The sequence below is a fragment of the Sporosarcina sp. P18a genome, assembly GCF_002743135.1.
Taxonomy (GTDB): domain Bacteria; phylum Bacillota; class Bacilli; order Bacillales_A; family Planococcaceae; genus Sporosarcina.
Genome location: NZ_PDYQ01000004.1, coordinates 189,485 through 212,395, shown reverse-complemented (window position 1 = coordinate 212,395; position 22,911 = coordinate 189,485). Strand labels below are relative to the sequence as shown.

Sequence of the window (22,911 nt, the reverse complement as noted above, 5' to 3'; positions counted from 1 at the left end):
AAGAGGAAAATAAGGGATACACATATACTGGCGATAAAAAAGATCAGCCACAGAATATTCAATGTGAAACTTTCAAAATTAGTAAGGAAATTAGCTATATAAAGTATGTTTATTATAAGCAGTATAGTTAAAATCATTTTTTTCAAGTTAACACCCCTAATCACTGTGAATCCTTACCTTTTGGCTTTGATACTTTCTTTCACACTCGCCCACTGTTCCTTGGTAACACTGAACATGACAGTGTGACGAATTGTTCCGTCTATCCGGATCATGTGATTGCGAAGAACGCCTTCTCTTATAGCACCAATGCGTTCAATTGCTCGTTGGGAACGAATATTTTCATGATCGGTTTTCATTTGGACACGATTCATTTGTAATTCTTCAAAGCAATGAGTAAACAGCAAATATTTACATTCCGTGTTGATGGAAGTTTGCCAAAACTCAGGGTGTAGCCAAGTGTTTCCAATTTCCAAGCGCTTATGTGCCAAAGCAATATCCATCAATCTAGTTGAACCAATGATTTTGTTTGATTCATTATGAATAATAACAAATGGATACTCACTCCCAAGCTCTTTTGCACTGAGAGCTGCTTGAATGTATTTTTCCATGTCGTATCGGGTCTTCATTGAAATAGTCATGTGCGTCCATATTCGCTCATCTTGCGCAACACCGTAAAGAGCTTCTACATCATCTTTTTTCATCGGTCTCAGCGTAACTTGAACACCTTGCAATAAAATCTCATTCATACGTATCCTCCAGATTTAGTAGTAGCATATATTGACTCTATTATTAATTACTGATTTACATTATTAACGAATTTAACAAGTTAATTAAAATTTTGATGATCTATAAGACAATGGTATATACCTATTCTAAATTACTAATTCTAGCCATAGTACCCAAGGTAGAACCAATCCAAGCTCCGATAAATGGCAAGAGGTTATAAAATTGTAGCGATTCGGAGCTAGTGTTTAGAGTAATGGCGAATACTGTGAACATACTGCTTGCGATGCTGAGAATAACAACCTCAGTTATCTTTTTTCTCTTCCATCGCTTCTTTCCCCAACGATCTTTATCAAATGCCTGAACAAGCTTATTTGTTTTGGTGCCCGTTGTTTTTTCTGTTATGAGGATATAAAGTGCGTGTACAGCGAAAAACCATAATAGTATGCAAGTTAATGTCAAGAAAATAGAAAGTGGCCATTCTGCTTTTACATAAAGAACAGACAGGGTAAATATACCCAACATCACTATACTGAATTGTACCAATTGCAATTTCTTAAGTTGCTTTACTTCTTGTATATCCCATTCCGATACATCCACTTTATCCCTCCTCAAACGTTGTATTCTATTTTTCTCTACTATCCGAAATTCACATCTCTTTTTTATAAATCATTCTATGCGACAAGTTGGCTCTTTTACTGAAACGTGAGCAAATTCTTATCAAAGAATTGCACATATTTATAGCAATGAGTTACAAAGAAAGTTAATCTTTTTGCTCTTTTTTCCCGACGCCATATCCTATAGAAACGCCCAACAGTAGTATAAGCAAGAAATCCCCGTCGAAGTTTTTTGTAATGATACTAATTACTGACCAACCAAATAAGATTCCTGAAATTAACAACATTATATTTTTAGACATATTTAATACTCCCTCATTTTGGAATATGGGGAATGTATCACTGAACAATAATACTAAATTGCCGATTGTGGAAAATCCTTATTTAGTTATCGCACCCGTTTGTTCAACAACTGCACCCGCTAATTCAATATAACCCCCTCGATTGAAACATATAACGAAAATAAAAAAACAACAATACAAAAAGAGCCAGACACTTTTCGATCTTTTTGAAACTCCTCTAACCCCATAACCAATAGCGCTAAACCTAAAAACAGTATCATATACGGAGATAGCCTAAAGTCTTGAGTGATAATTCCATATCCCGCAAATAACGCAGCTAGGCCTGCGAAAACTAAACGTAATAAAATCAGCAAATAACCCACACCCTTTTTCTTCTTAAACAAAATGGCCCTATTATTGAACAAGCGCAAATATCTCCACAGAACTGCACCCCATTACTAAATCGAGTTTAGGAGTTTTGAATAAAATACGGTCCGAGACAATTGTTTTCATGCGTTATAATAAATGTCCATTTACCTTCCCAATCCATTACGTACAGATCTCTATAATCCAGGTCTCCCTCTTCGTCATACGGTAAATCATGTACTTTGAGATTTTCTGCGTTTTGAACTAAGAATCCATCATGTATAAATTGATAAAAAATTGTACATTTATGCTTTTTTAGCCTCTCAAATGCTTTTACTGCCTCCTCTTTTTCAAGACATACCGTTTTTTCATAACTACATAAATGCCAAAGAAATGAATACATGTATATTTCCTTTTGTTCATCATGTGTTAGATGCCCAGCAAAGTTTTCAAGCCATTTCCCTCGTAAATAGCGCCCCCACTTTGGTATTTCTAATACTTTTAAATCGGTATTCTCCATTTTTCAACCTATCTTTCTCCAATTTCTTGTTCGCTAATCGGGAATAATTCATCTTCCACAACTGCACTCATTTGCATGTAAACCTTTTAATTATCTAAATCATCATCAATAAATGACTTTTTATTTACTACAGGCTCGGCTGTTCTTTCTATTGACTGTCCCACTACAGACTTGTTAATTCCTTCTTTGACTGCTTTATAGATCACTAGATAAAGAATGAATAATCCTATAATCCAGAGAATAATCATCCCAAAAACCTGACTTGCCATTAACTCTCACTCCATTCCTTATACAAAGCTTCCCCGCTGCTGGTACGGTGTTTATTCAACAACTGCTTCCATTTGCTGAACCCTGTACTTATAATTCTTGAATCATCTCTACTCTGTTCCCAAACGGATCTCTAAATTCAAATCGGTCATAACCTGGAATTGGTACGCCTTCAATGATTTGAATCGTATGTTGTTCTAACACGCCTTTCCAATGTAAGATGTCCTCTACCAGATAAGCTAAATGCGCTTTTGTTGTTAATCGGTTAAAACCGTCTTCTGTGCCTACGTGAACCTCTCTGTCGCCGACTTTTAACCAAAATCCTCCACGACCAGTAAGTGACTCTGGCTTTTCTACTTCTTTCAATCCCAATACATCACAATAAAAATACTTACCTTCCTCTTCTGCATTTTTCGGAATTGTGATCTGCGCATGATGCAATCCAAGAATCATTTACCTCTCCCCCTTTGTATTGATAACTTTACCTATCGAACAATTTGGCCAAATTACTAGATCGTTCACGCCCCTAAATCAGATAACCATTTACGAAGTTTTGCTTTAGGGTAATATATTTTATTATTTATAACTACGCGTGGTATGTTTGGATATTCTTGAATCAAGTGTTTCGCATCTTCTTTGGAAATCCCCATGAAGTAATGAACATTATTTTCCCTTATCAATTCGTGTTCATCATCATCGCTAAAGATTTCGCTGAGACTATCTTTAGCATTCGGATTTTTAAAATTTTTGAGCCCATCTCCTATAAAATATCCAGCTGCAGCAATTCCTAATCCAATCCAAATTAAATCAAATTCCATATTGTTATCCCCCATTTTTTTCAACATACTGTATGTAATTAAGTGGCCCTTATGTAGGTCAAACGCAATTCCTTGCTATAGAATCGCACTCGATTCTAAAATAACTTCTGATTATATAATGGTTTCCAACCCACATCTGTTTTCTGCTACACCAAATTCGATAAAATTCTTTTGTGCTTCTCGTAACGACGGCTCATTAGCTCCGCCAGTATAGTCTGGATCATCAAATTGAACGTTATCGTCTTCCCAAAAACAAATACCGCAAATATCGAAAGCGTCGGATGGCTTTTCATCTAATGTTTTATATCCTTAACAGGAGAATGAATATTTCGTATCATTCCAACACTTTTTCAGCTTTGACAATCTCGTATGATAATTGACTATCCTTTTCTATTCAATTGAAAAAGTGTTAGTATTCCCATGAACAACAGCAATCCACCTACTAGATGCATGGTATTATTATCTTGATCTCCCAAACTGTCAATCGTGACTGATAGCATAACTCCGCCTAGTGCCACCGTTAAAATTAGTAGTATCTTTTTCCACACGCCAATCATCCCCTACTAGTTGAGTCTTTAACACTTCATATGTTTGCAGTGTCCTGTCCTCATTCAACAACTGCACCTGATAATCGAATATATTGTTAGTGACCACTAGCCATCACGTAGTTAATCCTTTACCGCTCTAATATCTTTTATTGAATTCCTAGTAATGGAGTCTTCTTTTAATACCTGATGGCCTTCTACAAGTGATATATAATAATCCTCATTCGATAAAGGATAGAAGTTTTGATTCTCTTGTGTTTTTTCAAAAAAGATGGTGTACTTGTGTTTCGAATTGGTCTTTAACTCCCAACTTCCCCCTAGCTCCATCACTACATTTGCTGATATTCTATTGGCAGTGTAGCCTTTTTTATCTTCTAGCAATTCAGCTACAAAATAACTGTTTTTATTTTGTTCAATCACTAATATTTCCATTTCGTCTGTTGTAGTTATCAAGTCAATACTTCCTTTAATTCCTTCGCTTTGAATCAGATCTTCCAAAGCAGCTTCTGGTGTTGGGAAATAATTTGTATTATTCTCTTCAGTGCAAGCAGATAAGAGCAAAAGGCTAGTCATTAGTAAAGCACCTATAAAATGTTTGATGATAATCTCCTCCTTCTAATCCCTTATTCGTTTGTAGAAGTAAAACCACACGATGAGAATAATCCAAGTTATCACAGGTAATACCGATGGAACCATTCTCGGCAAGTCAGTAAAACTCCTAAGGCTTACTTGTACAAGTAAAGTTGAACCAACAAGTAGAAACAGCACGCTCAAAAACTTAGCGTTTATTTTAATTCTGTCACTCATTTACTTCAGCCTTTCCCGTTTAATAAAATGGCCTGATTACTGAATAGGGTGCAGATCCCTTATACAAGGATCGCTCCCGTTTATGGATTTTCTTTTCTGTCTTTTTCCTTTATTGCCTTTATAATCTCAGGGATGCCGACAAAGACTAGTATTCCACCTATCATGGTTAAATAGGTGTCTAGACTTATTACTTTCGTTAAAAAAAGCAAGAGCATAACGGCAAGTACGAATATTCGCCAGTAAAAGAGAGATTTCTTTTTCATCAAAACACCCCCATTTATCTGCAAAATGGCCCAATTATGGAAAATCCTTATTCAGTTATCGCACCCTATTGCGAGAAAAAAGTTAACCCATAAGATGTGTTATAAAATATAGAAAACCATATGACCCTAGCGAACCAATACTAATTACTAAAACCATAACCGATAAGATTAAAGGTCTGTAATCTGACCTTTCCTTTGAATTAAAGAGGAAAATAAGGGATACACATATACTGGCGATAAAAAAGATCAGCCACAAAATATTTAATGTGAAACTTTCAAAATTAATAAGGTAATTAGCTATATACAATATGTTTATGAAAAGCAGTATAGTTAAAATCATTTTTTTCAAAGTAACACCCCTAATCACCTAGATTATCTTTCCAATTTGCTCGACAATCTGGCCCGATTGTGGAAAATCCTTATTTAGTTATCGCGTCCATTTATGGAATTACCAAACGGGCTCATCTATTCCATTTAATTCAATTTTAGAAATAATAAACGGAACAAATATTAGACTTAACCATCCAAAAGTTAATAATCTCTGCGATTCAGCAGAGATGTATTGTCTGTCACCACAATTGGGACAGTCTTTTCCCTTCTTTGAAAATCCAAGAGCGATTATGTCTTTGGCATTCCACTTATAATTACAGTTAGTGCACCGTGGCATAATTATCCCCTCCTCTTCTCCATCACCCTATATTCAGAAAATGGCCCGTTTGCGATATTAGGGCGATTACTCGTGCAGCAAACACCCCCGTTTATTGCACATATTTATTGTCAGGAGATTTCGATCCGCCTTTAAGAAATATCACAGAAATTAACATAATTATGCCTATAATCCCTACTATGAATTCAGCTATGTAAAAGTCAGAATCTCTTATTAAATGAATAAGAAATCCTCCACCAACGATTATTGTCATACTCATACCAAGAATTAGAAATGCATTTTTCATTGCTTCCCCTCCAAGCATAAATTATTTCGCAAAATGGCCCTATTACTTAATAGGGTGCAGGTCCCTTATACAAGAATCGCGCCCTATTCTTGTATAAAACTTCTTGTATAAACCTATTCACTCGCGGTCTTTTCACAATATTTATTTTCCATAACGTAAAAAACAAAAAGTATTATGAAAATCACAATTGGAGTTGTACTATGCTCCATTAACCCGAAGTACGGCAATATTAAAGACAGAAGTATGAATGTTGTCGCTACCAATCGTACGATAATAAGGTTTTTAGGATGTTTATTATTATCCAACTTACTCTCCCCTTTTCTAACAATCTGGTCCGATTGCGATATAGTCGCGATCACTTGTGCAACAATCGCGCCAGATTCAGGTATAACGCAATGTGTCATTGCAGCCGCATCCGAAAACTAAAGAAGACACTCACTATAAAATAAAAAATCGCCAATATGCCTAAGGTGTCCGTTAACACTTCCCCTAGCTCAATGCCTCTGAAAACATATTTCCATAAGAATGAGATAATCATGAAAAATATTGGAAACAGTACAAAGAAACCTAAGAAGTACGTCCATTGTTTTGTCATTTTATCTCCTCTCTATTCTGTAAAATGACCCGATTTAGGCATAATTCTTATTCAACAATGGTCCCCGTTGGTTGAAGTATATACTTTCTAAAATCCTTTATTTTCCTTTGGTTTTTTAATACTGAAGTATGCTCCTAAAATTAAACCTACCGCTGACAATCCATAGATCACAGATTTACTATCCGTATGAATATTTAAACTAGATGTAACCACAGCCAATATAATTGAAATCAATATGAGTAAATAGAATATAGATTTCATTTTCTCACAACCTTTGTCTGCTAAAATTTGCAATCTCTAAAAAAACCCTAACTATATTAAATTGGCCGGTTCCTTGTATACGTTGTACGACAATCACATCATTTTCTAGCTCATCAAATTCATATCAAAAGCACAACCACTTCACATTTCCTTAAACTGATTTGACACATGAACCAGAACATACTTTTTCGTCCACATTTGCGTCGTAACGAGCAAGGTTTCACCTTCTTTTTCAAAGAAAAGGCCTGAACCCTCTTTTGTTTTAAATGCCCACCCTTTAGAGCCGATCATTTCTTTAATCGTTTCATCAGCTATTGAAATACCTTTGTTCTGGCTTCTTGTGATATACCACGCGGAGTCTTCCTCTGCAGCAATTTCTACAATCTTTTGATCGGAATCATTCAATTGTCTGATGACTTCTTTCGCCGATAGATTTTCTATTGGTAGAGAAGGATAGTAGGATTTATTCACAACGATCCACACAGACACCATAACTACAAGTACCGCCACGATCATGCCAATCCATTTCACACGCGCTCACCCATTCCCACAAACTGTCGATACACATACACCACGCTGTGTCATTCACTTCTTCCCAACTGAAGTTCTAGCCTCAACCATCTTGCTCCGACTTTTCCCGTTCCTCTCGTTCAAGAATATATCTCTCGTATGCACCCTTCACGCCATCGTACGCATCGACTGGGACGGTATGTTGATGTATTTCCTTCAACAACCAAAACGACCTGAAAATCACTCCGACGATGATGGCAGCTAACATATACCAACCTATAGGTCCCGTAAACGCCAAAACTCCTAAAATCCCCGCCACTAAAATACACCCTACCAACTTCATACCATCTCTCCTCGTACTCCGCATGTAGCGACAGATTTGCCGCCACTATGATTCCTTCTGTGTCATAATCCAATCAGTTGGAAATGTGTTTCTTCATCATTTTTAAATACTTGCATATATTCATATTTTCGATCCAATGTAAGGTTGTATAACTTATACTCGTCTTCTGTCGGTTCATCATTCTCCTGCAAGTATATCTGGATAGAGTTCTCATCCGTTTTAATCTCCATATCGCCAAATCCTTTGCCACTTTCCAGGAAATCTTGATTTAGATACAAATATCGTTTTACTTCTGTTTCATTGAACATATAGATGCCATTTCCCTCAGGCCCTTCAGAAGTTTCTATACCGTCAATGAAACTTTTCACATCTGCATTCACTTGGGCGATGGTCACATCAGAATAGGATAATTGCTTCTCGCCACACCCTACCAACACACCCATAACTATCAGCAACACGAATAATTTCCTCATTTTATATACGTCCCCTTTCAAGTTAATTCCATAAGCATTGCATAAACACTTCCAATGAATATACCACCACTTCCAAATATTACATACCGGTTAGGTACTATTCTACAATAAAAATTAGCGATATATGCAATAATTCGAATTGTTCATACGTATATGATAAAATGGAATAGAGTCACATTCTCTTTCTTAAAAAGAACACTATTGTTTAGTATAAGGAGGAATTACAAATGACTAAAGATGACAGACAAGAGATTATCAGAAAGAACGAAATGCGGTCGAAGGAAATTTCCAAAATGATTGGCGAAGGCGGAATCGGTGCGGAAAAGTATTATGATATTAGGAAAAAAACATCTACTGAAGATACTCCAGAAGAACACAAAGAGAATGTATCTGACGACAATAAATAATCTAGTTGCTTACTGCACAATTCCATAGTACAACTAACGCGCTGCTTTCCTCTTTCATGGGAAGTGGCGCGTTATTTTGAGGGAACAAAAAAAAGAATTCCGTAGTACACTAACGGGTTCGGTAGGTGGAGAGAAAACACGAAAACGTAACCCAATTAACAATCCATTTAGCGTATGATTTGTAACCGAATTGATAGTAGAAAAAGCAAGAAAAAATGCTTAGGCATAGAAGCCTGAGCATTTTTTCATTCAACAATCGCACCTGATTGTTGCATTGTCCCTAGTATTTGTAATATAAAGTTACCCTCCCGCAGGAGCGACACAAATAACTTGAACCTTACATTTTTTTAGATTTGATTTTCTTACAATCTTGATTTGCCCACCGTTACATGGCGCAATGCGAACAATAATGGGCTGCCCATTTACATCTCTGCTCCAAACTAATGTAGGGCATTTTTTTAAATTGCCATCATCATCGATATATGTGAACAGATGAGCGAGTAGTTCCAGTTCGCTTATAGTAGCGATACGAAAAGGATCCCCTAAACTCTGACAATATTCAACTGCTTGGCGAAAGCATCTGTTTAATTGAGTGTAGTTATAAACTATATTAGTAGCAGCATCATAACCCTCTGAAGCAATCCGACTTCTGATTTGTTGACATTGACTTCCTTCACACCGGGTTAATTGTTGTGGACATTTCTTTTTACACTTACAACGGCAACCTGTTTTTTTCTTTTTGCACATACTATTTCACCCCCCTACAATTACGATATTCATAAAGGTAGACAAGGGATTGTATGTATATATCAGAAAGTGCAAAACAAATAATTAGAACGCTTAGACAAATGTTTTCACAAAAATTGATCCTCATACTGAAATGCAGCGCTTAATCTTATTACAGAATCGCGCCCAATTGCAGATGTCCTTTTTAATTTAATCTCTTTTACATTTATAGTTATGTGAGTGACTGGTACTCAACGACAAGATACCCGCTACATTAAAAGTGGTTGGTTTAAATAACCCCCAAGTGGATGGTCCCCGAAAATGCTTTGTATTATAGAATTATAATGTATAGAATGAAGAAATGTATTTCTAAAAAGGAGGAAGGCGTAAAGGTGTTCCTTATTGCATCAATGATTCTCGTGGTCATTATTTTAGCGGTCGGGCTAATTTTGACCATATCCACTGCTAATTCTATGAATAAAGATTACAGTAGTAAAAAAAGTTTTTCCAATTTGCTGTGGATTTATGTTTTATCACTCCCAGTTATTGTTATATTGACTCTTGTATCTATATTTATATTTTATTAACATCGGTGGACGGTTCAGGTCCAGTGAAAAGGCATATGTTTTTTCAAATCTCAGGAACCGTCTACGCCCACTGAATACGTTCGTATTTCACTAATACATTCTGTAGATTCTTCCCTGAAGACTTTTTGACTGAGGGGTGGATTATTCATCATCGTTCCCTGAATTATGTGGTTGACGTTACAGTACGACAACGACACAATTCTAGGGAGCAAATGTGGCAGCCAAAAATTCATTGGTATTCTTCAAACATTATCCCCTATAACTTCTTAGCGCGGAGGCGAACCTTGAAATGCCTTCTTGTATGGAAGCTCCGTTACCTTTACCATAAGTAAACCGTACGTATCCATTTTTTGAACCCATTAGTCTCCCAGGTACAAATGAAACGCCATTTTTCATAGATTCTTCAAGTAACTTATATTCATCCATTTCGTGATGTATTTTACACCATAAATGAATTCCGCCTTGTGGCACTACATATGTAATTTCATTTTTAGTTAAACTGTCCAATGCTAAAATTAACGCATCTCTACGCTCCTTCAGTTGGATCCTTAAATTTGAAACATGTTTATCAAATTGAGGGGAATCTAGAAATTGATTTGCTATCCATTGTGGAAAAACACTATGACCGAAGTCTATTTGCTGTTTGCCGTCTGATAAACGCGTAATCACTTTTTCTGGTCCAATAATCCAACCAATGCGTAATCCTGATGCAACCACTTTTGATAAGGAACTAATGTATAGAACATTTTCATTATCATCCATTGACTTTAACGTGGGTCCAATGTCCCCATCGAATGACGTCAAATTATACGGATCATCCTCAATTATGGGAATACCGTACGTTGAGGATAATTCCAATATTCTCTTTCGACGTTCTAGAGACATTTTTGTGCCAGTAGGATTTTGATAATCAGGATTTAAAAAAAGCATACGAATACGATGTTTTCTTTGTAAAGCGACAATATCATCGGGATTTAAGCCATATTGATCAACTGGGAGTAATAGCGTTTTAATACCAAACGATTGAAAGATCGGTAAAGAGAATGCGTAGGATGGGTCTTCAATGGCTACTGTATCACCTGGTTTTAACAGGCATTGAACGATTAGGTGGATGGCTTGCTGAGCGCCCGATGTAATCAGTATGGAGTTTGGCTCCACAACCATATTTTTATAGGTTTTTACATGTTGACAAATGGTCTCCCGTAATTCCACATCGCCTAAAGGATGATCGTACCCTAAATTCGCATCAAACGCATAATCCTTAAGAATCCTAGCGAATTGGGCGTTAGGTTGTAAATCTGCTGCAAGTTCCCCGCTTGATAGGTTAATCATTCCTTCTTGCTCCGTTTCATTACGAAGTTTCTGTACCAGAGGAAGATTCGGAAGAAATGATCCATCCTCCACATATCTACCCCAATTCGGGACCCTTTTATGAGTTAGTCCCCATATATCCGTATTGATATACGTGCCGCTTCCTTTTTTTCTGTCAATTAATCCACTCGCCTCTAACTCATCATAAGCCGTCACAACTGTGCTCCGATTGATCCCTAACTTTTTTGCTAACTCACGTTCAGATGGCAATGGCTGGTCCTGAGATAAATCACCCGATAGTATCCCATTCTCTATTTGTTCCGCAAGTTGCCTATACATCGGTTTTTTTATTGAACGGTCTAGCATAAATTGCATTAAACTCCACCCTCTATTTATATGTTTTCAATATACTAAATTTCGTCGTATGCTCGTAGTGAAATAGTACATGTTAGTATATCATCCCCTACTATCCGTATCTCTATAGAAGAGGTAAAAATGACCTTGGCCATTTCAACTACATCTGTTCCACCATTTGTAGGTAACTTTCGAAGTTCAATCTAATTTTCTCCCACTATGGTCCGTTATTCCGTGCTTATTCCCCTTCGTTACACGTGGTATTTGGTTCTACATGAACGTGAACATCATATACATCATTTTTTTCTTTTAATGTTTTTTCAACTAAGGTGGAAATGTCATGTGCTTGTTTGAGACTTAAGTTTGGTTGAACCAGAATTACAATATCAACTACTGCATTATTACCGTAATACCTACCTTTAATTTCTTTGACTTTTTGAACATCTTTTATGGTTTGAATAGTTTTTTTATAAATTTCAATTTGATTTTCATCAAAACCATCACTTAAATCATGAGAAGCCTCTCTGAAAATATCCCATGCTGTTTTACAAATAAGAAATCCTACTACTAATGCAGTCAAAGTATCAAGCCATGGCATATTTAACTGTGATCCGAATATGCCTATAGCAGTTCCGATACTGACCCAGGCGTCTGAAATGTTGTCTTTGGCAGCAGCCATGACAGCTTGGCTGTTTATTTTTAATGCTAATTTTTTATTGTATCGATAAACAAAGTACATGACTATAAAGGAGAAGATACCGACATATCCTGCCATGATATCTGGCGATTCCTTTCCTCCCTGGAAAAAGGAAGTGGCTGTGCTAATTAAAACTTGTATACCCACTGCCATCATAATGAAAGAGGCAACCAGCGATGCGATTGTTTCACTTTTCCAATGGCCATATTTATGATTTTTATCTGCGGGTTTCCTCGATAATTTTAGTCCGATCAGGACAGCAATCGATGCTATAATATCCGTTGTATTATTTAAACCATCTGCCTTAAGGGCTTCAGAGTCGCTCAGATACCCTATAAATAATTTTAAAATGGATAGACATATATAAGCGACTATACTGAGATAGGCTCCTCTTTCACCTAATTTTAGATTATGATACCTTTGCTCTTCCAAAAAAATACAACCCCCTATCATAGAGATTTATCATGGACGATGTTACACAAGATGAAAACTCGCCTTCAGACAACGTGAATCTTTGATTACGTCTAGCCAAAAGTTCATTTTTTTTAAGAAGTATATTTTATTGATACATTTTTTTCATCTTCTCACAATCTGGCGTCCCCAGTATCTTAAATCAATCTATTACATAAGCGCGCCCCATTTTTGAAGATATAGCTAATGCTACTCGAACTTTGGAGGCTCACTTAGCCATGATTTCAGATATTCAATGAACTTTTTCGTAGATGGAGCAAGGGTTTTAAAAGATGAAACCGCAATACCAATTGTTCGATAATTTTCTCCCTCTAATGTAAGGGCTCGAACATTTGTTGGAATCCGATGTAAAACCATTTCAGGAAGTATACTGATTCCCATACCATTTCCGACCATTGCAATAATTGCCTGGTCATCTGTAAGTTCAAATTTTATATTAGCTGTAACATGGTGTTCTTTTAAAATTCTTATTAAATCGTTATCACTCCCTTTTTTCGACTTGATGAGAGGCTCCCCTTTAATCATTTCAAAACTAATTTCATTTTGATCGGCAAGAGGATGCTCATCTGAAAGGATACAGAGCATTCGATCTTTTCTTAAGGGAATCACTTCAAAGTGTTGCGAAGTCGGTAGGGACACAAACCCAAAATCAACCAAGCCAGTTGCGATCCAATGCTCGACATCGTCATAGTCCCCTTCCATCAATTTGATTTCGATCGACGGGTAATGGTCAGTAAATTTTTTCAAGATTTCAGGTAACCAGTGTACAGACACGCTAGAAATCGTACCAATACGTACTGTACCAATTTCCAACCCATTGATACTGGCTATTTCTTGACCCAACTCTTCGTTCCATTTTAGTATTTCACGTATGTATGTTAATATGCGCTCTCCGTTATGGGTCAATTGAATACCTGAACGGTCTCGATTGAGTAAGGTAAATCCCCATTCTGATTCAAGGCTGGCTATGGCATGACTCACAGCCGATTGACTTAAACCGATTGTTTCACCCGCTTTCGTTAGGCTCCCTAATTCCACTACTGTACTGAATATCTCAAACTTCACTAGAGACACTTTGCTCCCTCCTCTTGCATGAAAATCATTCATGTCATTCTTCACAAACATTCATTTTTCTAATCTTCAGTTTACAGCTATACTTATAAACAATCAATTCGTGATGGGATAGGTGATCAAAATGAATCGGAATAAATTGTCCGGGGTAGTAAATGGGATAGGTTCAGATACTCAATTAAAGGCAAATTTCATGATGCTGATTGTTACGATGCTTTGGGGTTCATCCTATTTGTTTACAAAAATAGGTCTTGGTTCTATTCAAGAGTTTAACCTGATAGCCTTACGTTTTGGCATTGCCTTTATATTAGCCGGCGCTGTATTCTACAAGCGGTTAATACGTGTAGATCTCAAGACAGTGTTTTATGGATTTCTACTAGGGTCCATCTTGTTCGTATTATTTACTGTTGTTACGATCGGATTAAAATTCACATCTATTTCAAATGCAGGATTTTTATTCAGCCTCTCCGTTGTATTTGTTCCATTGTTACTAGCCATCCTATTTAGAAAAAAACCTGAAAACAACGTGATTTTAGGCGTGGGCATCTCTATTACCGGGATTGCTCTATTGACGTTAACTAATGAATTGACGATCAATTCGGGAGACTTCCTAATCATTTTAGGGGCACTATTTTATGCCATTCTCATCATTGTGACAGGCAGGTTTACGAAAAACGTTGATTCTATCGCACTCGGGATTATACAACTCGGCTTTACCGGGGCATGGGGGCTGCTATTTTCATTATTTCTCGAAAGGCCCCATCTTCCTGGCACAACCGAATCATGGGTTTCTATACTGGCTTTAAGCATACTTTGCAGTGCAATTGGATTTATTGGTCAAGCATGCGCACAAAAGTATACTACACCAACACATACAGGTCTCATATTTTCATTAGAACCCGTTTTTGCAGCATTATTTGCTTTTATTTTCGTACAGGAAACACTACAAGCTACAGGATATGTAGGGGCAATTCTTATTTTAATTGGTATCTTAACCGCTAAGTTTACTGTTAAACGGCCTTTCAGAAAAAGATTCAACCAAACAGTTGATGGTTCTGAATTCTAGCCAACTATCCACGATCAACATGGTAAAGGGTATTCAAAGGCATGTAATTATTCATTGCAAGGGTCCGGCTAGCCTCCTTAGTGTATTGGGAGATGTTAGCATTCACGTAAATACGCAACTTTGCTTAGGTTTCTTTCTTCATCAAATGTCCCTTTAAAAGAAAAATAAGCGCTATTCTTTATTACAGAATAGCGCTCGTTTGTTGAATAACTAATGAGCTTTTATTAACTGATATTAACTTACAAGCGTTAATATTTCTTATGTGCATACATTCTTGCCATTGTTAAACTAAATTAATAAGGCACTGAAATTATAATTAGTTCCATTTAATACCTGATTGTGCAATCAACAACTCTTATCCTGAAAAAAATTGGGGGAATTGTTTCACAATCGCATTAGTTAGTGTGTCCGCCATTTGTAAAGCTTGCGCCTCAATTTTGTTAAACACATCAATACTTGATTGAATATTGTTTTGGAGTATAAGTACTGCTTCCTGTTTAGTAAGAGCCAGATGCTCGAAAAACATTGCTTGGAATTTATCTTTTGAAATAAAAGGATTTATTTTACTTAGAAATTCAGCAATTTCTTCTCCATTTTCGTGCCATCTTCGATCTATAGCTGCTACAGCTCTCTGATCACCGGCTTTTGCAGCTTTGACAAGTTCCGCGGCAATTACCAGGTGCTCCCTTATTAATTTGCTGTACATGTCGGCTATTTTATCTCCATAGTAAGGTCTCAATAAATTTCCATTATCTGTAGCGTTTTGGAGTAGACGTGCGGTAACAGCATCTATATCAGGTGAATTAAAAGCAATGCTATTTATTATCATTCTTGTCCAGTATACGTGTTGTAACCAAACTAAACGCATGGAATTATTTAAACTATCTTTCCGTTGATTATAAATAGGTTTGTCACCCCATCCCTCATGACATTGAGGATTATGGTCAAATTTACAATTCGCTCCACATTGACAATAAGGGTTTAAACATGCCGGGTTTAAACAACTACGTTGATAATAAGGGTAACCACCGTAATACCACTGTTTATTTTGCCACATCATTCATCCCTCCAAAAACTTTAGTTCTTATAAATTTACTATATGTAATATCATTCAATTAGGTGTTTGTCTTTACTAGTTGAATGATTCACTTTCGTAAATCAGCAACTTTTAATTTGAAACTTTTTCGGGATTGTTTCACAATCGCATCAGTTATTGTGTCCGCCATTTGTAAAGCTTGCGCCTCAATTTTGTTAAACACAGCAATACTTGATTAAACATTACAGCTTCCACAGCAATTAACAGGTGCTCCCTTATTAATTTGCTGTATCTCTCGCCATAGAAAGGCTTTAATAAGCCTTATTTCCACAATCTGGACCGAATGTTGAAAAAGCCGACTTCTAATATCTCTATTTTTTCACAAAATCATTTTTCCTCTTCAATGGTATCAGTTATTTCAAATACAATGTTCGATACTTCTATTAGCCGTGCAATTAGCAGAGACACATAAATTTCTGTGTTGCTATTTATTGGTTTACCAAATGCGTTGTTATTTTTTGCTGATAACCGCTTTAAGCAGTGTTATAGGTACAAAAATAAGGACACCAATTCATATGCGAATTGTGTCCCCTATTGGTATCTATTTACTATTTTCTCCCCGTAGTATACGTGCAATATCTCACATGCAACATATTAGTATTCACGTAAATACGCAACTTTGCCTAGGTTTCTTCCTTCATCAAATGTCCCTTTAAAAGAAAAATAAGCGCTATCCTTTATTACAGAATAGCGCCCGAAAATCTACTGCCTCTTCTTGATTAATTACATAAGCATCGTTTGATCGAATTTTCTTAACCATTAAACTTTATCCTTTTTGTTTTTTACACTTTTATCAAGATCTCCTTGTTGAAAGATCCAATCAGCAATGTCATATATGACTTGCCTATCGACATGTTGAGAGACTTTATACTCTTTTTTCGCCTTTCGTATCTCACCATAAACAGAAGGCATAAAGGCATGATTTAGGTTTGGATAAAGTTTATACGAAACGTTTGGCTTATCTTCCAATATTTTTTTATACCCATTAAAATCCTTTTGCACCGAGAGATGAAAATCTTTCTCTCCTTGCAGAATGAATAGGGGTTTATTTAATGCCCTCAGATAATTAGTAGAAGGATGTTCGCCCATTTCTTTGAAATAGTAGGCTCTAACATGTTTCCCCAAAACTTTAGTTGATTTTGCATCTTCATCACTTAGATTGTATATGTTCTCAAACTTTGATGATAATGCTGCAATTTGTTTTCTGGCAATGCCTTTCAAAAACTTATTCAAGGAATTCAAAACTTCGTTATTTTGGTCCATTAGAATATCTTCAAATTTGCGTGGAGACCCGCCCATAATAATGATTCCAGCAAAGTACCCGCCCTCTGCATCTATTCTCGGGGCTAGCATTCCTCCTAAACTATGACCAATAATAAAAATTTTATTTGAATCAATACGTGAGTCCCTTCGCAAAAGATCAGCAGCGAGAATAGCATCATCTATGCATTCTTCTTTTACCGACAGTGTACTATCACTTCTCATTTCTTTTCCATATACAAATGTTCTTTTATCATATCGCAATACTGCAATTCCTTTTTCCGACAAACCCACAGCAAGATCCTTAAATGGATAGACGTTCCCGATTTTTTCATCCATATTGCTTGGACCAGAACCATGAACCAATACAACAGCAGGAAATAATCCGTTTATTTCTTTAGGAATGGTCAAGATTCCGTTCAATTGATGTGCAGTTTCTGAACCTATAATAACTTTTTCATCAGCCACTTTGTTCACCCCCATAATTGATTGCTACACTACACTAACTATTAATATCAATATCAATAAAAAATTACGACGAAATACACCCATTTTTGAATAAAAAATCATCAGGTAATGCCCCCTTCTTTCGGTCAAATTCAACAATCCGACTCGATTGTGGGAAATCCTTATTCAGTTATCACGCCCGTTAATTGAAAAACGAATACTTTATACTTTCATTCGTTTTTTTGGCAAGAAAACGAATAATTTAAATTCAAAAAGCCCCCTTGTAATTCAGGTATCCCATCTACTTCATAACATCCTTCGCTCGCAAGACGTATTTCCTTATTGTTGAAATACGATTGGGTAGTAATTAAAATTGCCATCATTACAAAAGACAAAGTGCTTAGTAGTATAATTCCTTTAGTGCTGTTTTTCATATTATCGCTCCTCGTACAATCACGGATTCGCTACTTTAAATATTTCACGATCTGACCCAATTTTCAGCATGCCGTTATTCGATTACCACGCCCGATTGTTGAATAATTTCCAGTATTTAATTGCGTTTAGAACAATCTGTACAATAAATTCGGCTCTCATTTTTCAAATACGCTTTTATTTCTACTATGCCGACATATTGTGGAACTTTCATTTTTACATAGATTTCTTCACCAGGTTTAACCTCTCGATTGCAAGTAGAACAATATAACGTACGCTTGAACAATTGACTACCTCCCTTTACTACAAAATGCTCCTATTGTGGAAAGGACGCAAATCCTTCGTCAAGAATTGCGCCCGATTGTTGAAGATCGATATTGAACTAAAGCAACCTTAGTTGAAAATGAAGTGATATAAAACCTTATTCTGTTAATTCCCAAGCTGGATTCCAAACTACTTCCCACAAATGCCCGTCTGGGTCTTGGAAGTATCCGGAGTACCCTCCCCAAAAGGTATCGTGTGCCGGAACAGTAATAAATGCACCAGCTTTCTCCGCCTGTTCCATTACCCTATCGACCTCTTCTTTACTTCCAACATTATGACCAATCGTAAATTCGGTAGGACTTTTTGGTGTCTGATTTATGCTTGTGTCATAGGCTATATTCTTACGATTCCAAATGGCGAGTTTTACGCCTGATTGTAAATTGAAAAATGCAACTGCACCATACTCAAATTCTTGGCCTACTATTCCTTCTGTTGGTAATCCGAGTCCATCCTGATAGAACTTCAATGACCTTTCCAAATCATCTACACCCAATGTTATAACCGAAATCCGTGGTTTCATCTAATGCCTCCTAAAAAATTTATTTTGTACGTTTTTATATATGGGGTGTAACAAATAAAATATTTATTGAATGAACCTGCTCCTTTAGTTCAATAAGAAAAAATGCTTTACTCCTTCTTGAAGTAAAGCACCCGTTAGTTGAATAAGGCAATTCTCTTTATTACATATTATCGTCGAAATATGCATTAACGAATTCCGTGTTTTTCTTTCATTTCTCCGATTTCATTCGTAATTTTATCTAATAGTCGATTCTCCCCTGCTATATCTGTTTCCAATGCAATTAGTCTTAGGATATATCGTTGCAAAGTATGTTTGATTATCTGTTACTCCTAATACTTTAAGATTCATCACCCTTTCTTTATAACGCCTAATCTGTCTTGTAGTTCTCATCTTCGTACTGAAACGTTTATTTTACATTTACATTATTATGAGTATATTTTATAATCAGGTTGTTCCTAAACATGGAAAGGACTGAACTATGCGCAGATAGATGTCAGTATTTTTAATCCACCATAAATCACTAATTGGGAGGTAAAAGTATTGATTAAAGATTTATTTACAGAACGAATACATTTAAGAAAAATTACAACCGCTGATTCAGCTAGCTTATTCAAAATATGGTCTGATCCCGATGTTGTTAGATTCATGAACGTCGATTATTTTACGGATGAAGAACAAGCTAAAGAAATGATTAATCACATTAATAAACTCGCTAATGATAATAAAGCGAATCGATTCTCCATAGTTGAGTTAAAGACTAATGAAGTGATTGGTTCATGCGGATATAATTCATTAGATTTTGAGAATGCTAAAGCCGAAATTGGATACGATATAGCTAAAAAGTATTGGGGCAATGGTTTCGCAACAGAAGCTGTATCGACTTTATTGAATTACGCATTTGATTCTCTAAATCTCAATCGAGTTGAAGCCAAAGTAGAACCTGAAAACATAAGTTCTATAAAAGTCCTTGAAAAATTAAATTTCACTTTAGAAGGGACATTAAGACAAAGTGAAAAATCTAAAGGGAAATTTGTTGACATAAAAATTTTCTCTAAACTAAAAACAGATTGATTTTACTGCCTCTATTTCTCCTGAAGTAGAGGCTTTTTATTTAATAAGTAGTTGCACAGTATGTGTCCAATGCGACATACCCCCTCATTCTCATCTTCAACTAACCTGCCCCGTTAGTTCAATAAGAACATTGAGCCGTCTCAGTAGCCCAATGTTCTTAAAGTAAAGCTACCCGTTAGTTGAAGTAGATTACTCTGTCTTATTTGCTCTTTTCCAACTTGTCTTTAGTTGCGAAGGGGGTAATAATGGTCGATAAAATAATAACTTCAAAAATTCTTTAAAAGTAGGTGCAACGATTGTTTTAGAGTATACTATCCCCTCTTCAGGATAGTTTTCATAAAAATACACTACTGGTGGATTTTCTGTACAATGCGTATAATCAAGTGCAAAACAAGAATGAGGATAAGTTTCCCAAGCTAGTATTACAATGCTTTCAGGAAGTGAATATTCTTTTATATCATCGCAAAAGGAGAATATTCCCTCTTCTGGATTTTCAAAATCAATTCCTGCCATTTCTTGCATTCTATATTCTTCAAAACCTTCTTTATCCACATAATAATAACATAATGTACCTCCATTACTCTCTTTCAGTAATGAAGTATATTCTTCGGGAAACTTTATTCCCAACATTTTCTCTGCTTTTACTATTACTTCAACACTAACAGGTGGTACCTTTTCATTCCAAAAATTCTCTCCATTATAAAAAAATTTAGACATATCTAGATTCCTCTCAATTATGGTAAGCATTTCACATTATTCATACTATGCTTGTTCAACTAAACTGCCTCGTTACTTTAAGTACATAATTTCACAATCCCCTTTAAAATATTGCAAAGAGATCAAATATTCCTTAAAGGAGTTGCTCCACATTCTGGACCGATTGTTGAATTAACTTACCATTATTTAATTGTGTGTAGAACAATCTGTACAATGAATTTTGCCCTCATTTTTCAAATACGCTTTTATTTCTACCATGCCAACATATTGTGGAACTTTCATTTCCACATAGATTTCTTCACCAGGTTTAACCTCTCGATTGCAAGTAGAACAATATAACGTACACTTGAACAATTGACTACCTCCCTTTACTAGAAAATGGTCCTATTGTGGAAAGGATGCAAATCCTTCGTCAAGAATTGCGCCCGATTCTGGAATTGTAACGCTCAATTGCTTACATTTTTCCAGCTAATCTATCTTTACAATTTAAAACCAATTCAAACATGAAAAAAGCTAACAATCCACTCCAAAAAATAAAAACTGGAGAAAACAAGCCAGTTGATGTAAATAAATAATAAAAATAATCGATTGCCGAAACTAACATGTACGTAAAAAAACCAAAAACCAACCCTTTTTTAGAGTTGAATACTTGTCTATCATTCATTTTTCTGAAGAGCATCACATGTCACATCCTTAACTTCACAATCAGGCCCGTTTGTTGAATAAGCCGACCTCTTATATCTCTATTTTTTCATAAAATCATTTATTCTCTTCAATGGTATCAGTTATTTTAAATACCATGTCCGAAACTCCTATCAGCCGTGCAATTAGCAGAGCGACATAAATTTACGTGTTGCTGTTTATTGGTTTACCCATTGCGTTGTTATTTTTTTGCTGATAACCGCTTTAAGCATGGATATAGGTACAAAAATAAGGACGCTAATTCATATGCGAATCGCGTCCCCAATTGGTATGCTATTTACTGCTTTCTCCCCGTGTTCCGAACCCGTTAGCAGTACACGTAAGTCTTTTTTACAATATATACTTATCGATCTTCAATACCAATTCTGCGATTTCCGGCTTACTGACTTGATCGTCAGCTCCAACACTATCTCCTTTATGCTTCAAGTCATCTGTGATGAGTGAAGAGAAGATGATAATCGGCAGTCCCGCAAGTTGAGGCGTTTCACGAATTCGTTTTGTGAAATGGTGTCCGTCCATTTGAGGCATCTCGATATCCGTGATGACCAACTGGACTTCCTCCTTCACATCAACACCATCCGCCACTAGCGTCTCCAAATAATCAAACGCATCTTTACCGTTTTCATAGAAGTCGAGATTCGCGTAGCCTGCTTCACTGAGTGTATCATACAATAACTTACGCAATAACGGGGAATCTTCCGCAATCAAAATGCGTTTATTTGATCGTTCACGCTTCCCAAGCTTCTTCACTTGCTCCACGTTAATACCTGCTTCCGGATTAATATCTACAATGATCTTTTCGAAATCCAGCAACAGCAACATATCGCCATCGAGCTTGATGACGCCAATCACTTGAGAGTTTTCTGCTGCATAAATGCCAGAAGGTTTCTCAATTTGATTCCAAGAAATGCGGTGGATTTGCGTCACGTTATGTACGCGGAAAACGACCGTTTGTTTATTGAATGATGCGACGATATACTTTGCATCTTCTGGATGGCTTGATGGAGCCATTCCTAAAATTTTCTCCATACTGACGACGGGCAATACTTCACCACGCAACTGAATAATTCCTTCCACCGCAAAATGTGCATGGGGAATCGGCGTGATTTTCAATGGCATGATAATTTCCTTCACTTTGATCACGTTAATGCCATAACGGTTCCCTTGCATCTCAAATCCGACAATCTCCAGCTCATTTGTGCCACTTTCCAATAAAATTCCTGAATCATTGGACACGCTCTTCCACCCTCTCAGACGATATGATCAATTGCTAATATATGTATTTCAAGAATATATAATTCATTGGTGCG

General features: G+C 36.3%; 29 protein-coding genes and 1 pseudogene. 3 read left to right on the top strand and 27 right to left on the bottom strand.

Features of this window, described 5'->3' with window-relative positions:
- Positions 1 to 173 precede the first annotated feature (173 nt).
- The 17 genes and pseudogenes from CSV75_RS12695 to CSV75_RS12605 form a co-directional block, all read right to left on the bottom strand.
- Positions 174 to 746, bottom strand: a complete 573-nt coding sequence (locus CSV75_RS12695) for a GNAT family N-acetyltransferase (RefSeq protein WP_099676127.1) — start codon at positions 744 to 746, stop codon at positions 174 to 176.
- Between the two features lie 121 nt (positions 747 to 867).
- On the bottom strand, positions 868 to 1,323 hold the full coding sequence (locus tag CSV75_RS12690) for a hypothetical protein (RefSeq protein WP_099676126.1): 456 nt from the start codon (positions 1,321 to 1,323) through the stop codon (positions 868 to 870).
- 163 nt (positions 1,324 to 1,486) lie between these two features.
- Positions 1,487 to 1,642, bottom strand: a complete 156-nt coding sequence (locus tag CSV75_RS12685) for a tRNA U-34 5-methylaminomethyl-2-thiouridine biosynthesis protein (protein WP_099676125.1) — start codon at positions 1,640 to 1,642, stop codon at positions 1,487 to 1,489.
- 119 nt (positions 1,643 to 1,761) lie between these two features.
- Positions 1,762 to 1,902 carry a YczI family protein gene (locus tag CSV75_RS16585; RefSeq protein ID WP_255406648.1) on the bottom strand — a complete coding sequence of 47 codons (141 nt, stop codon included), beginning with the start codon at positions 1,900 to 1,902 and terminating at the stop codon, positions 1,762 to 1,764.
- A 188-nt stretch (positions 1,903 to 2,090) separates the two neighbouring features.
- Positions 2,091 to 2,507, bottom strand: a complete 417-nt coding sequence (locus CSV75_RS12675) for a DUF4275 family protein (protein WP_099676124.1) — start codon at positions 2,505 to 2,507, stop codon at positions 2,091 to 2,093.
- Between the two features lie 86 nt (positions 2,508 to 2,593).
- A complete protein-coding gene (locus tag CSV75_RS12670) occupies positions 2,594 to 2,776 on the bottom strand; it encodes a hypothetical protein (RefSeq protein WP_099676123.1) in 183 nt (60 codons plus the stop codon).
- A gap of 88 nt (positions 2,777 to 2,864) precedes the next feature.
- Positions 2,865 to 3,227: a VOC family protein gene (locus tag CSV75_RS12665; RefSeq protein WP_099676122.1), complete on the bottom strand. Its 363-nt coding sequence runs from the start codon at positions 3,225 to 3,227 to the stop codon at positions 2,865 to 2,867.
- Positions 3,228 to 3,292: 65 nt separating this feature from the next.
- Positions 3,293 to 3,592, bottom strand: coding sequence for a DNA-binding protein (locus CSV75_RS12660; RefSeq protein ID WP_099676121.1), 300 nt, complete (start codon positions 3,590 to 3,592; stop codon positions 3,293 to 3,295).
- A 111-nt stretch (positions 3,593 to 3,703) separates the two neighbouring features.
- Positions 3,704 to 3,901, bottom strand: a pseudogene (locus CSV75_RS12655) (CPCC family cysteine-rich protein); the annotation flags it as partial.
- 71 nt (positions 3,902 to 3,972) lie between these two features.
- Positions 3,973 to 4,140 (bottom strand): hypothetical protein, encoded by a 168-nt coding sequence (locus CSV75_RS16340; protein WP_158231662.1) that lies wholly within the window; start codon positions 4,138 to 4,140, stop codon positions 3,973 to 3,975.
- Positions 4,141 to 4,260: 120 nt separating this feature from the next.
- On the bottom strand, positions 4,261 to 4,710 hold the full coding sequence (locus CSV75_RS12650; RefSeq protein WP_099676120.1) for a hypothetical protein: 450 nt from the start codon (positions 4,708 to 4,710) through the stop codon (positions 4,261 to 4,263).
- A 314-nt stretch (positions 4,711 to 5,024) separates the two neighbouring features.
- On the bottom strand, positions 5,025 to 5,207 hold the full coding sequence (locus CSV75_RS12645; protein ID WP_099676119.1) for a hypothetical protein: 183 nt from the start codon (positions 5,205 to 5,207) through the stop codon (positions 5,025 to 5,027).
- Positions 5,208 to 5,655: 448 nt separating this feature from the next.
- The gene (locus CSV75_RS12640; RefSeq protein ID WP_099676118.1) at positions 5,656 to 5,874 is read right to left on the bottom strand and encodes a TIGR04104 family putative zinc finger protein; all 219 of its coding nucleotides are present in this window, start codon (positions 5,872 to 5,874) and stop codon (positions 5,656 to 5,658) included.
- A 91-nt stretch (positions 5,875 to 5,965) separates the two neighbouring features.
- On the bottom strand, positions 5,966 to 6,160 hold the full coding sequence (locus tag CSV75_RS12635; protein ID WP_099676117.1) for a hypothetical protein: 195 nt from the start codon (positions 6,158 to 6,160) through the stop codon (positions 5,966 to 5,968).
- Positions 6,161 to 7,157: 997 nt separating this feature from the next.
- The gene (locus CSV75_RS12615) at positions 7,158 to 7,547 is read right to left on the bottom strand and encodes a hypothetical protein (protein WP_099676113.1); all 390 of its coding nucleotides are present in this window, start codon (positions 7,545 to 7,547) and stop codon (positions 7,158 to 7,160) included.
- Positions 7,548 to 7,629: 82 nt separating this feature from the next.
- On the bottom strand, positions 7,630 to 7,869 hold the full coding sequence (locus CSV75_RS12610) for an ATP-dependent Lon protease (RefSeq protein ID WP_099676112.1): 240 nt from the start codon (positions 7,867 to 7,869) through the stop codon (positions 7,630 to 7,632).
- Between the two features lie 62 nt (positions 7,870 to 7,931).
- Complete coding sequence (locus CSV75_RS12605; protein ID WP_099676111.1) at positions 7,932 to 8,342, bottom strand: hypothetical protein; 411 nt, start codon at positions 8,340 to 8,342, stop codon at positions 7,932 to 7,934.
- A 227-nt stretch (positions 8,343 to 8,569) separates the two neighbouring features.
- Between CSV75_RS12605 and CSV75_RS12600 the strand changes: the two genes are divergently transcribed.
- Positions 8,570 to 8,749: a hypothetical protein gene (locus CSV75_RS12600; RefSeq protein WP_099636207.1), complete on the top strand. Its 180-nt coding sequence runs from the start codon at positions 8,570 to 8,572 to the stop codon at positions 8,747 to 8,749.
- Between the two features lie 300 nt (positions 8,750 to 9,049).
- On the opposite strand, the gene CSV75_RS12595 is transcribed toward CSV75_RS12600, so the two are convergent.
- From CSV75_RS12595 to CSV75_RS12575, 4 genes are all read right to left on the bottom strand, one after another.
- Positions 9,050 to 9,496 (bottom strand): hypothetical protein, encoded by a 447-nt coding sequence (locus CSV75_RS12595; protein WP_099676110.1) that lies wholly within the window; start codon positions 9,494 to 9,496, stop codon positions 9,050 to 9,052.
- Positions 9,497 to 10,311: 815 nt separating this feature from the next.
- On the bottom strand, positions 10,312 to 11,748 hold the full coding sequence (gene pdxR, locus CSV75_RS12585) for a MocR-like pyridoxine biosynthesis transcription factor PdxR (RefSeq protein ID WP_099676108.1): 1,437 nt from the start codon (positions 11,746 to 11,748) through the stop codon (positions 10,312 to 10,314).
- A 217-nt stretch (positions 11,749 to 11,965) separates the two neighbouring features.
- Positions 11,966 to 12,856, bottom strand: coding sequence for a cation diffusion facilitator family transporter (locus tag CSV75_RS12580; RefSeq protein ID WP_099676107.1), 891 nt, complete (start codon positions 12,854 to 12,856; stop codon positions 11,966 to 11,968).
- A 228-nt stretch (positions 12,857 to 13,084) separates the two neighbouring features.
- The gene (locus tag CSV75_RS12575) at positions 13,085 to 13,969 is read right to left on the bottom strand and encodes a LysR family transcriptional regulator (RefSeq protein WP_099676106.1); all 885 of its coding nucleotides are present in this window, start codon (positions 13,967 to 13,969) and stop codon (positions 13,085 to 13,087) included.
- A 121-nt stretch (positions 13,970 to 14,090) separates the two neighbouring features.
- Here CSV75_RS12575 and CSV75_RS12570 point away from each other — a divergent pair, with 121 nt between their 5' ends.
- Positions 14,091 to 15,032 carry a DMT family transporter gene (locus CSV75_RS12570; RefSeq protein WP_099676105.1) on the top strand — a complete coding sequence of 314 codons (942 nt, stop codon included), beginning with the start codon at positions 14,091 to 14,093 and terminating at the stop codon, positions 15,030 to 15,032.
- Between the two features lie 355 nt (positions 15,033 to 15,387).
- On the opposite strand, the gene CSV75_RS12565 is transcribed toward CSV75_RS12570, so the two are convergent.
- The 4 genes from CSV75_RS12565 to CSV75_RS12550 all read right to left on the bottom strand — a co-directional run bounded on the left by CSV75_RS12565 (position 15,388) and on the right by CSV75_RS12550 (position 19,111).
- Positions 15,388 to 16,089 carry an acetylglutamate kinase gene (locus tag CSV75_RS12565; protein WP_099676104.1) on the bottom strand — a complete coding sequence of 234 codons (702 nt, stop codon included), beginning with the start codon at positions 16,087 to 16,089 and terminating at the stop codon, positions 15,388 to 15,390.
- Positions 16,090 to 16,887: 798 nt separating this feature from the next.
- On the bottom strand, positions 16,888 to 17,856 hold the full coding sequence (locus CSV75_RS12560; RefSeq protein WP_099676103.1) for an alpha/beta hydrolase family protein: 969 nt from the start codon (positions 17,854 to 17,856) through the stop codon (positions 16,888 to 16,890).
- Positions 17,857 to 18,385: 529 nt separating this feature from the next.
- On the bottom strand, positions 18,386 to 18,553 hold the full coding sequence (locus CSV75_RS16125) for a Fe3+ hydroxamate ABC transporter substrate-binding protein (protein WP_144034783.1): 168 nt from the start codon (positions 18,551 to 18,553) through the stop codon (positions 18,386 to 18,388).
- A 135-nt stretch (positions 18,554 to 18,688) separates the two neighbouring features.
- Positions 18,689 to 19,111 carry a VOC family protein gene (locus CSV75_RS12550; protein ID WP_099676101.1) on the bottom strand — a complete coding sequence of 141 codons (423 nt, stop codon included), beginning with the start codon at positions 19,109 to 19,111 and terminating at the stop codon, positions 18,689 to 18,691.
- A 540-nt stretch (positions 19,112 to 19,651) separates the two neighbouring features.
- Between CSV75_RS12550 and CSV75_RS12545 the strand changes: the two genes are divergently transcribed.
- Positions 19,652 to 20,182 carry a GNAT family N-acetyltransferase gene (locus tag CSV75_RS12545; RefSeq protein WP_099676100.1) on the top strand — a complete coding sequence of 177 codons (531 nt, stop codon included), beginning with the start codon at positions 19,652 to 19,654 and terminating at the stop codon, positions 20,180 to 20,182.
- 189 nt (positions 20,183 to 20,371) lie between these two features.
- On the opposite strand, the gene CSV75_RS12540 is transcribed toward CSV75_RS12545, so the two are convergent.
- On the bottom strand, positions 20,372 to 20,899 hold the full coding sequence (locus CSV75_RS12540; protein WP_158231660.1) for an SMI1/KNR4 family protein: 528 nt from the start codon (positions 20,897 to 20,899) through the stop codon (positions 20,372 to 20,374).
- A 1,032-nt stretch (positions 20,900 to 21,931) separates the two neighbouring features.
- Entirely contained in the window at positions 21,932 to 22,837 is a 906-nt protein-coding gene (locus CSV75_RS12525) for a chemotaxis protein (protein ID WP_099676096.1), read from the bottom strand.
- Positions 22,838 to 22,911 lie beyond the last annotated feature (74 nt).

Excerpts from the sequence above, each read along its gene's own strand:
- CSV75_RS12695 (WP_099676127.1), bottom strand. The coding sequence starts at position 746 with ATGAATGAGATTTTATTGCAAGGTGTTCAAGTTACGCTGAGACCGATG.
- CSV75_RS12685 (WP_099676125.1), bottom strand. The coding sequence starts at position 1,642 with ATGTCTAAAAATATAATGTTGTTAATTTCAGGAATCTTATTTGGTTGG.
- CSV75_RS16585 (WP_255406648.1), bottom strand. The coding sequence starts at position 1,902 with ATGATACTGTTTTTAGGTTTAGCGCTATTGGTTATGGGGTTAGAGGAG.
- CSV75_RS12675 (WP_099676124.1), bottom strand. The coding sequence starts at position 2,507 with ATGGAGAATACCGATTTAAAAGTATTAGAAATACCAAAGTGGGGGCGC.
- CSV75_RS12670 (WP_099676123.1), bottom strand. The coding sequence starts at position 2,776 with ATGGCAAGTCAGGTTTTTGGGATGATTATTCTCTGGATTATAGGATTA.
- CSV75_RS12665 (WP_099676122.1), bottom strand. The coding sequence starts at position 3,227 with ATGATTCTTGGATTGCATCATGCGCAGATCACAATTCCGAAAAATGCA.
- CSV75_RS12660 (WP_099676121.1), bottom strand. The coding sequence starts at position 3,592 with ATGGAATTTGATTTAATTTGGATTGGATTAGGAATTGCTGCAGCTGGA.
- CSV75_RS12650 (WP_099676120.1), bottom strand. The coding sequence starts at position 4,710 with ATGACTAGCCTTTTGCTCTTATCTGCTTGCACTGAAGAGAATAATACA.
- CSV75_RS12645 (WP_099676119.1), bottom strand. The coding sequence starts at position 5,207 with ATGAAAAAGAAATCTCTCTTTTACTGGCGAATATTCGTACTTGCCGTT.
- CSV75_RS12640 (WP_099676118.1), bottom strand. The coding sequence starts at position 5,874 with ATGCCACGGTGCACTAACTGTAATTATAAGTGGAATGCCAAAGACATA.
- CSV75_RS12635 (WP_099676117.1), bottom strand. The coding sequence starts at position 6,160 with ATGAAAAATGCATTTCTAATTCTTGGTATGAGTATGACAATAATCGTT.
- CSV75_RS12610 (WP_099676112.1), bottom strand. The coding sequence starts at position 7,869 with ATGAAGTTGGTAGGGTGTATTTTAGTGGCGGGGATTTTAGGAGTTTTG.
- CSV75_RS12605 (WP_099676111.1), bottom strand. The coding sequence starts at position 8,342 with ATGAGGAAATTATTCGTGTTGCTGATAGTTATGGGTGTGTTGGTAGGG.
- CSV75_RS12600 (WP_099636207.1), top strand. The coding sequence starts at position 8,570 with ATGACTAAAGATGACAGACAAGAGATTATCAGAAAGAACGAAATGCGG.
- CSV75_RS12595 (WP_099676110.1), bottom strand. The coding sequence starts at position 9,496 with ATGTGCAAAAAGAAAAAAACAGGTTGCCGTTGTAAGTGTAAAAAGAAA.
- pdxR (WP_099676108.1), bottom strand. The coding sequence starts at position 11,748 with ATGCAATTTATGCTAGACCGTTCAATAAAAAAACCGATGTATAGGCAA.
- CSV75_RS12570 (WP_099676105.1), top strand. The coding sequence starts at position 14,091 with ATGAATCGGAATAAATTGTCCGGGGTAGTAAATGGGATAGGTTCAGAT.
- CSV75_RS12565 (WP_099676104.1), bottom strand. The coding sequence starts at position 16,089 with ATGTGGCAAAATAAACAGTGGTATTACGGTGGTTACCCTTATTATCAA.
- CSV75_RS12550 (WP_099676101.1), bottom strand. The coding sequence starts at position 19,111 with ATGAAACCACGGATTTCGGTTATAACATTGGGTGTAGATGATTTGGAA.
- CSV75_RS12540 (WP_158231660.1), bottom strand. The coding sequence starts at position 20,899 with ATGTCTAAATTTTTTTATAATGGAGAGAATTTTTGGAATGAAAAGGTA.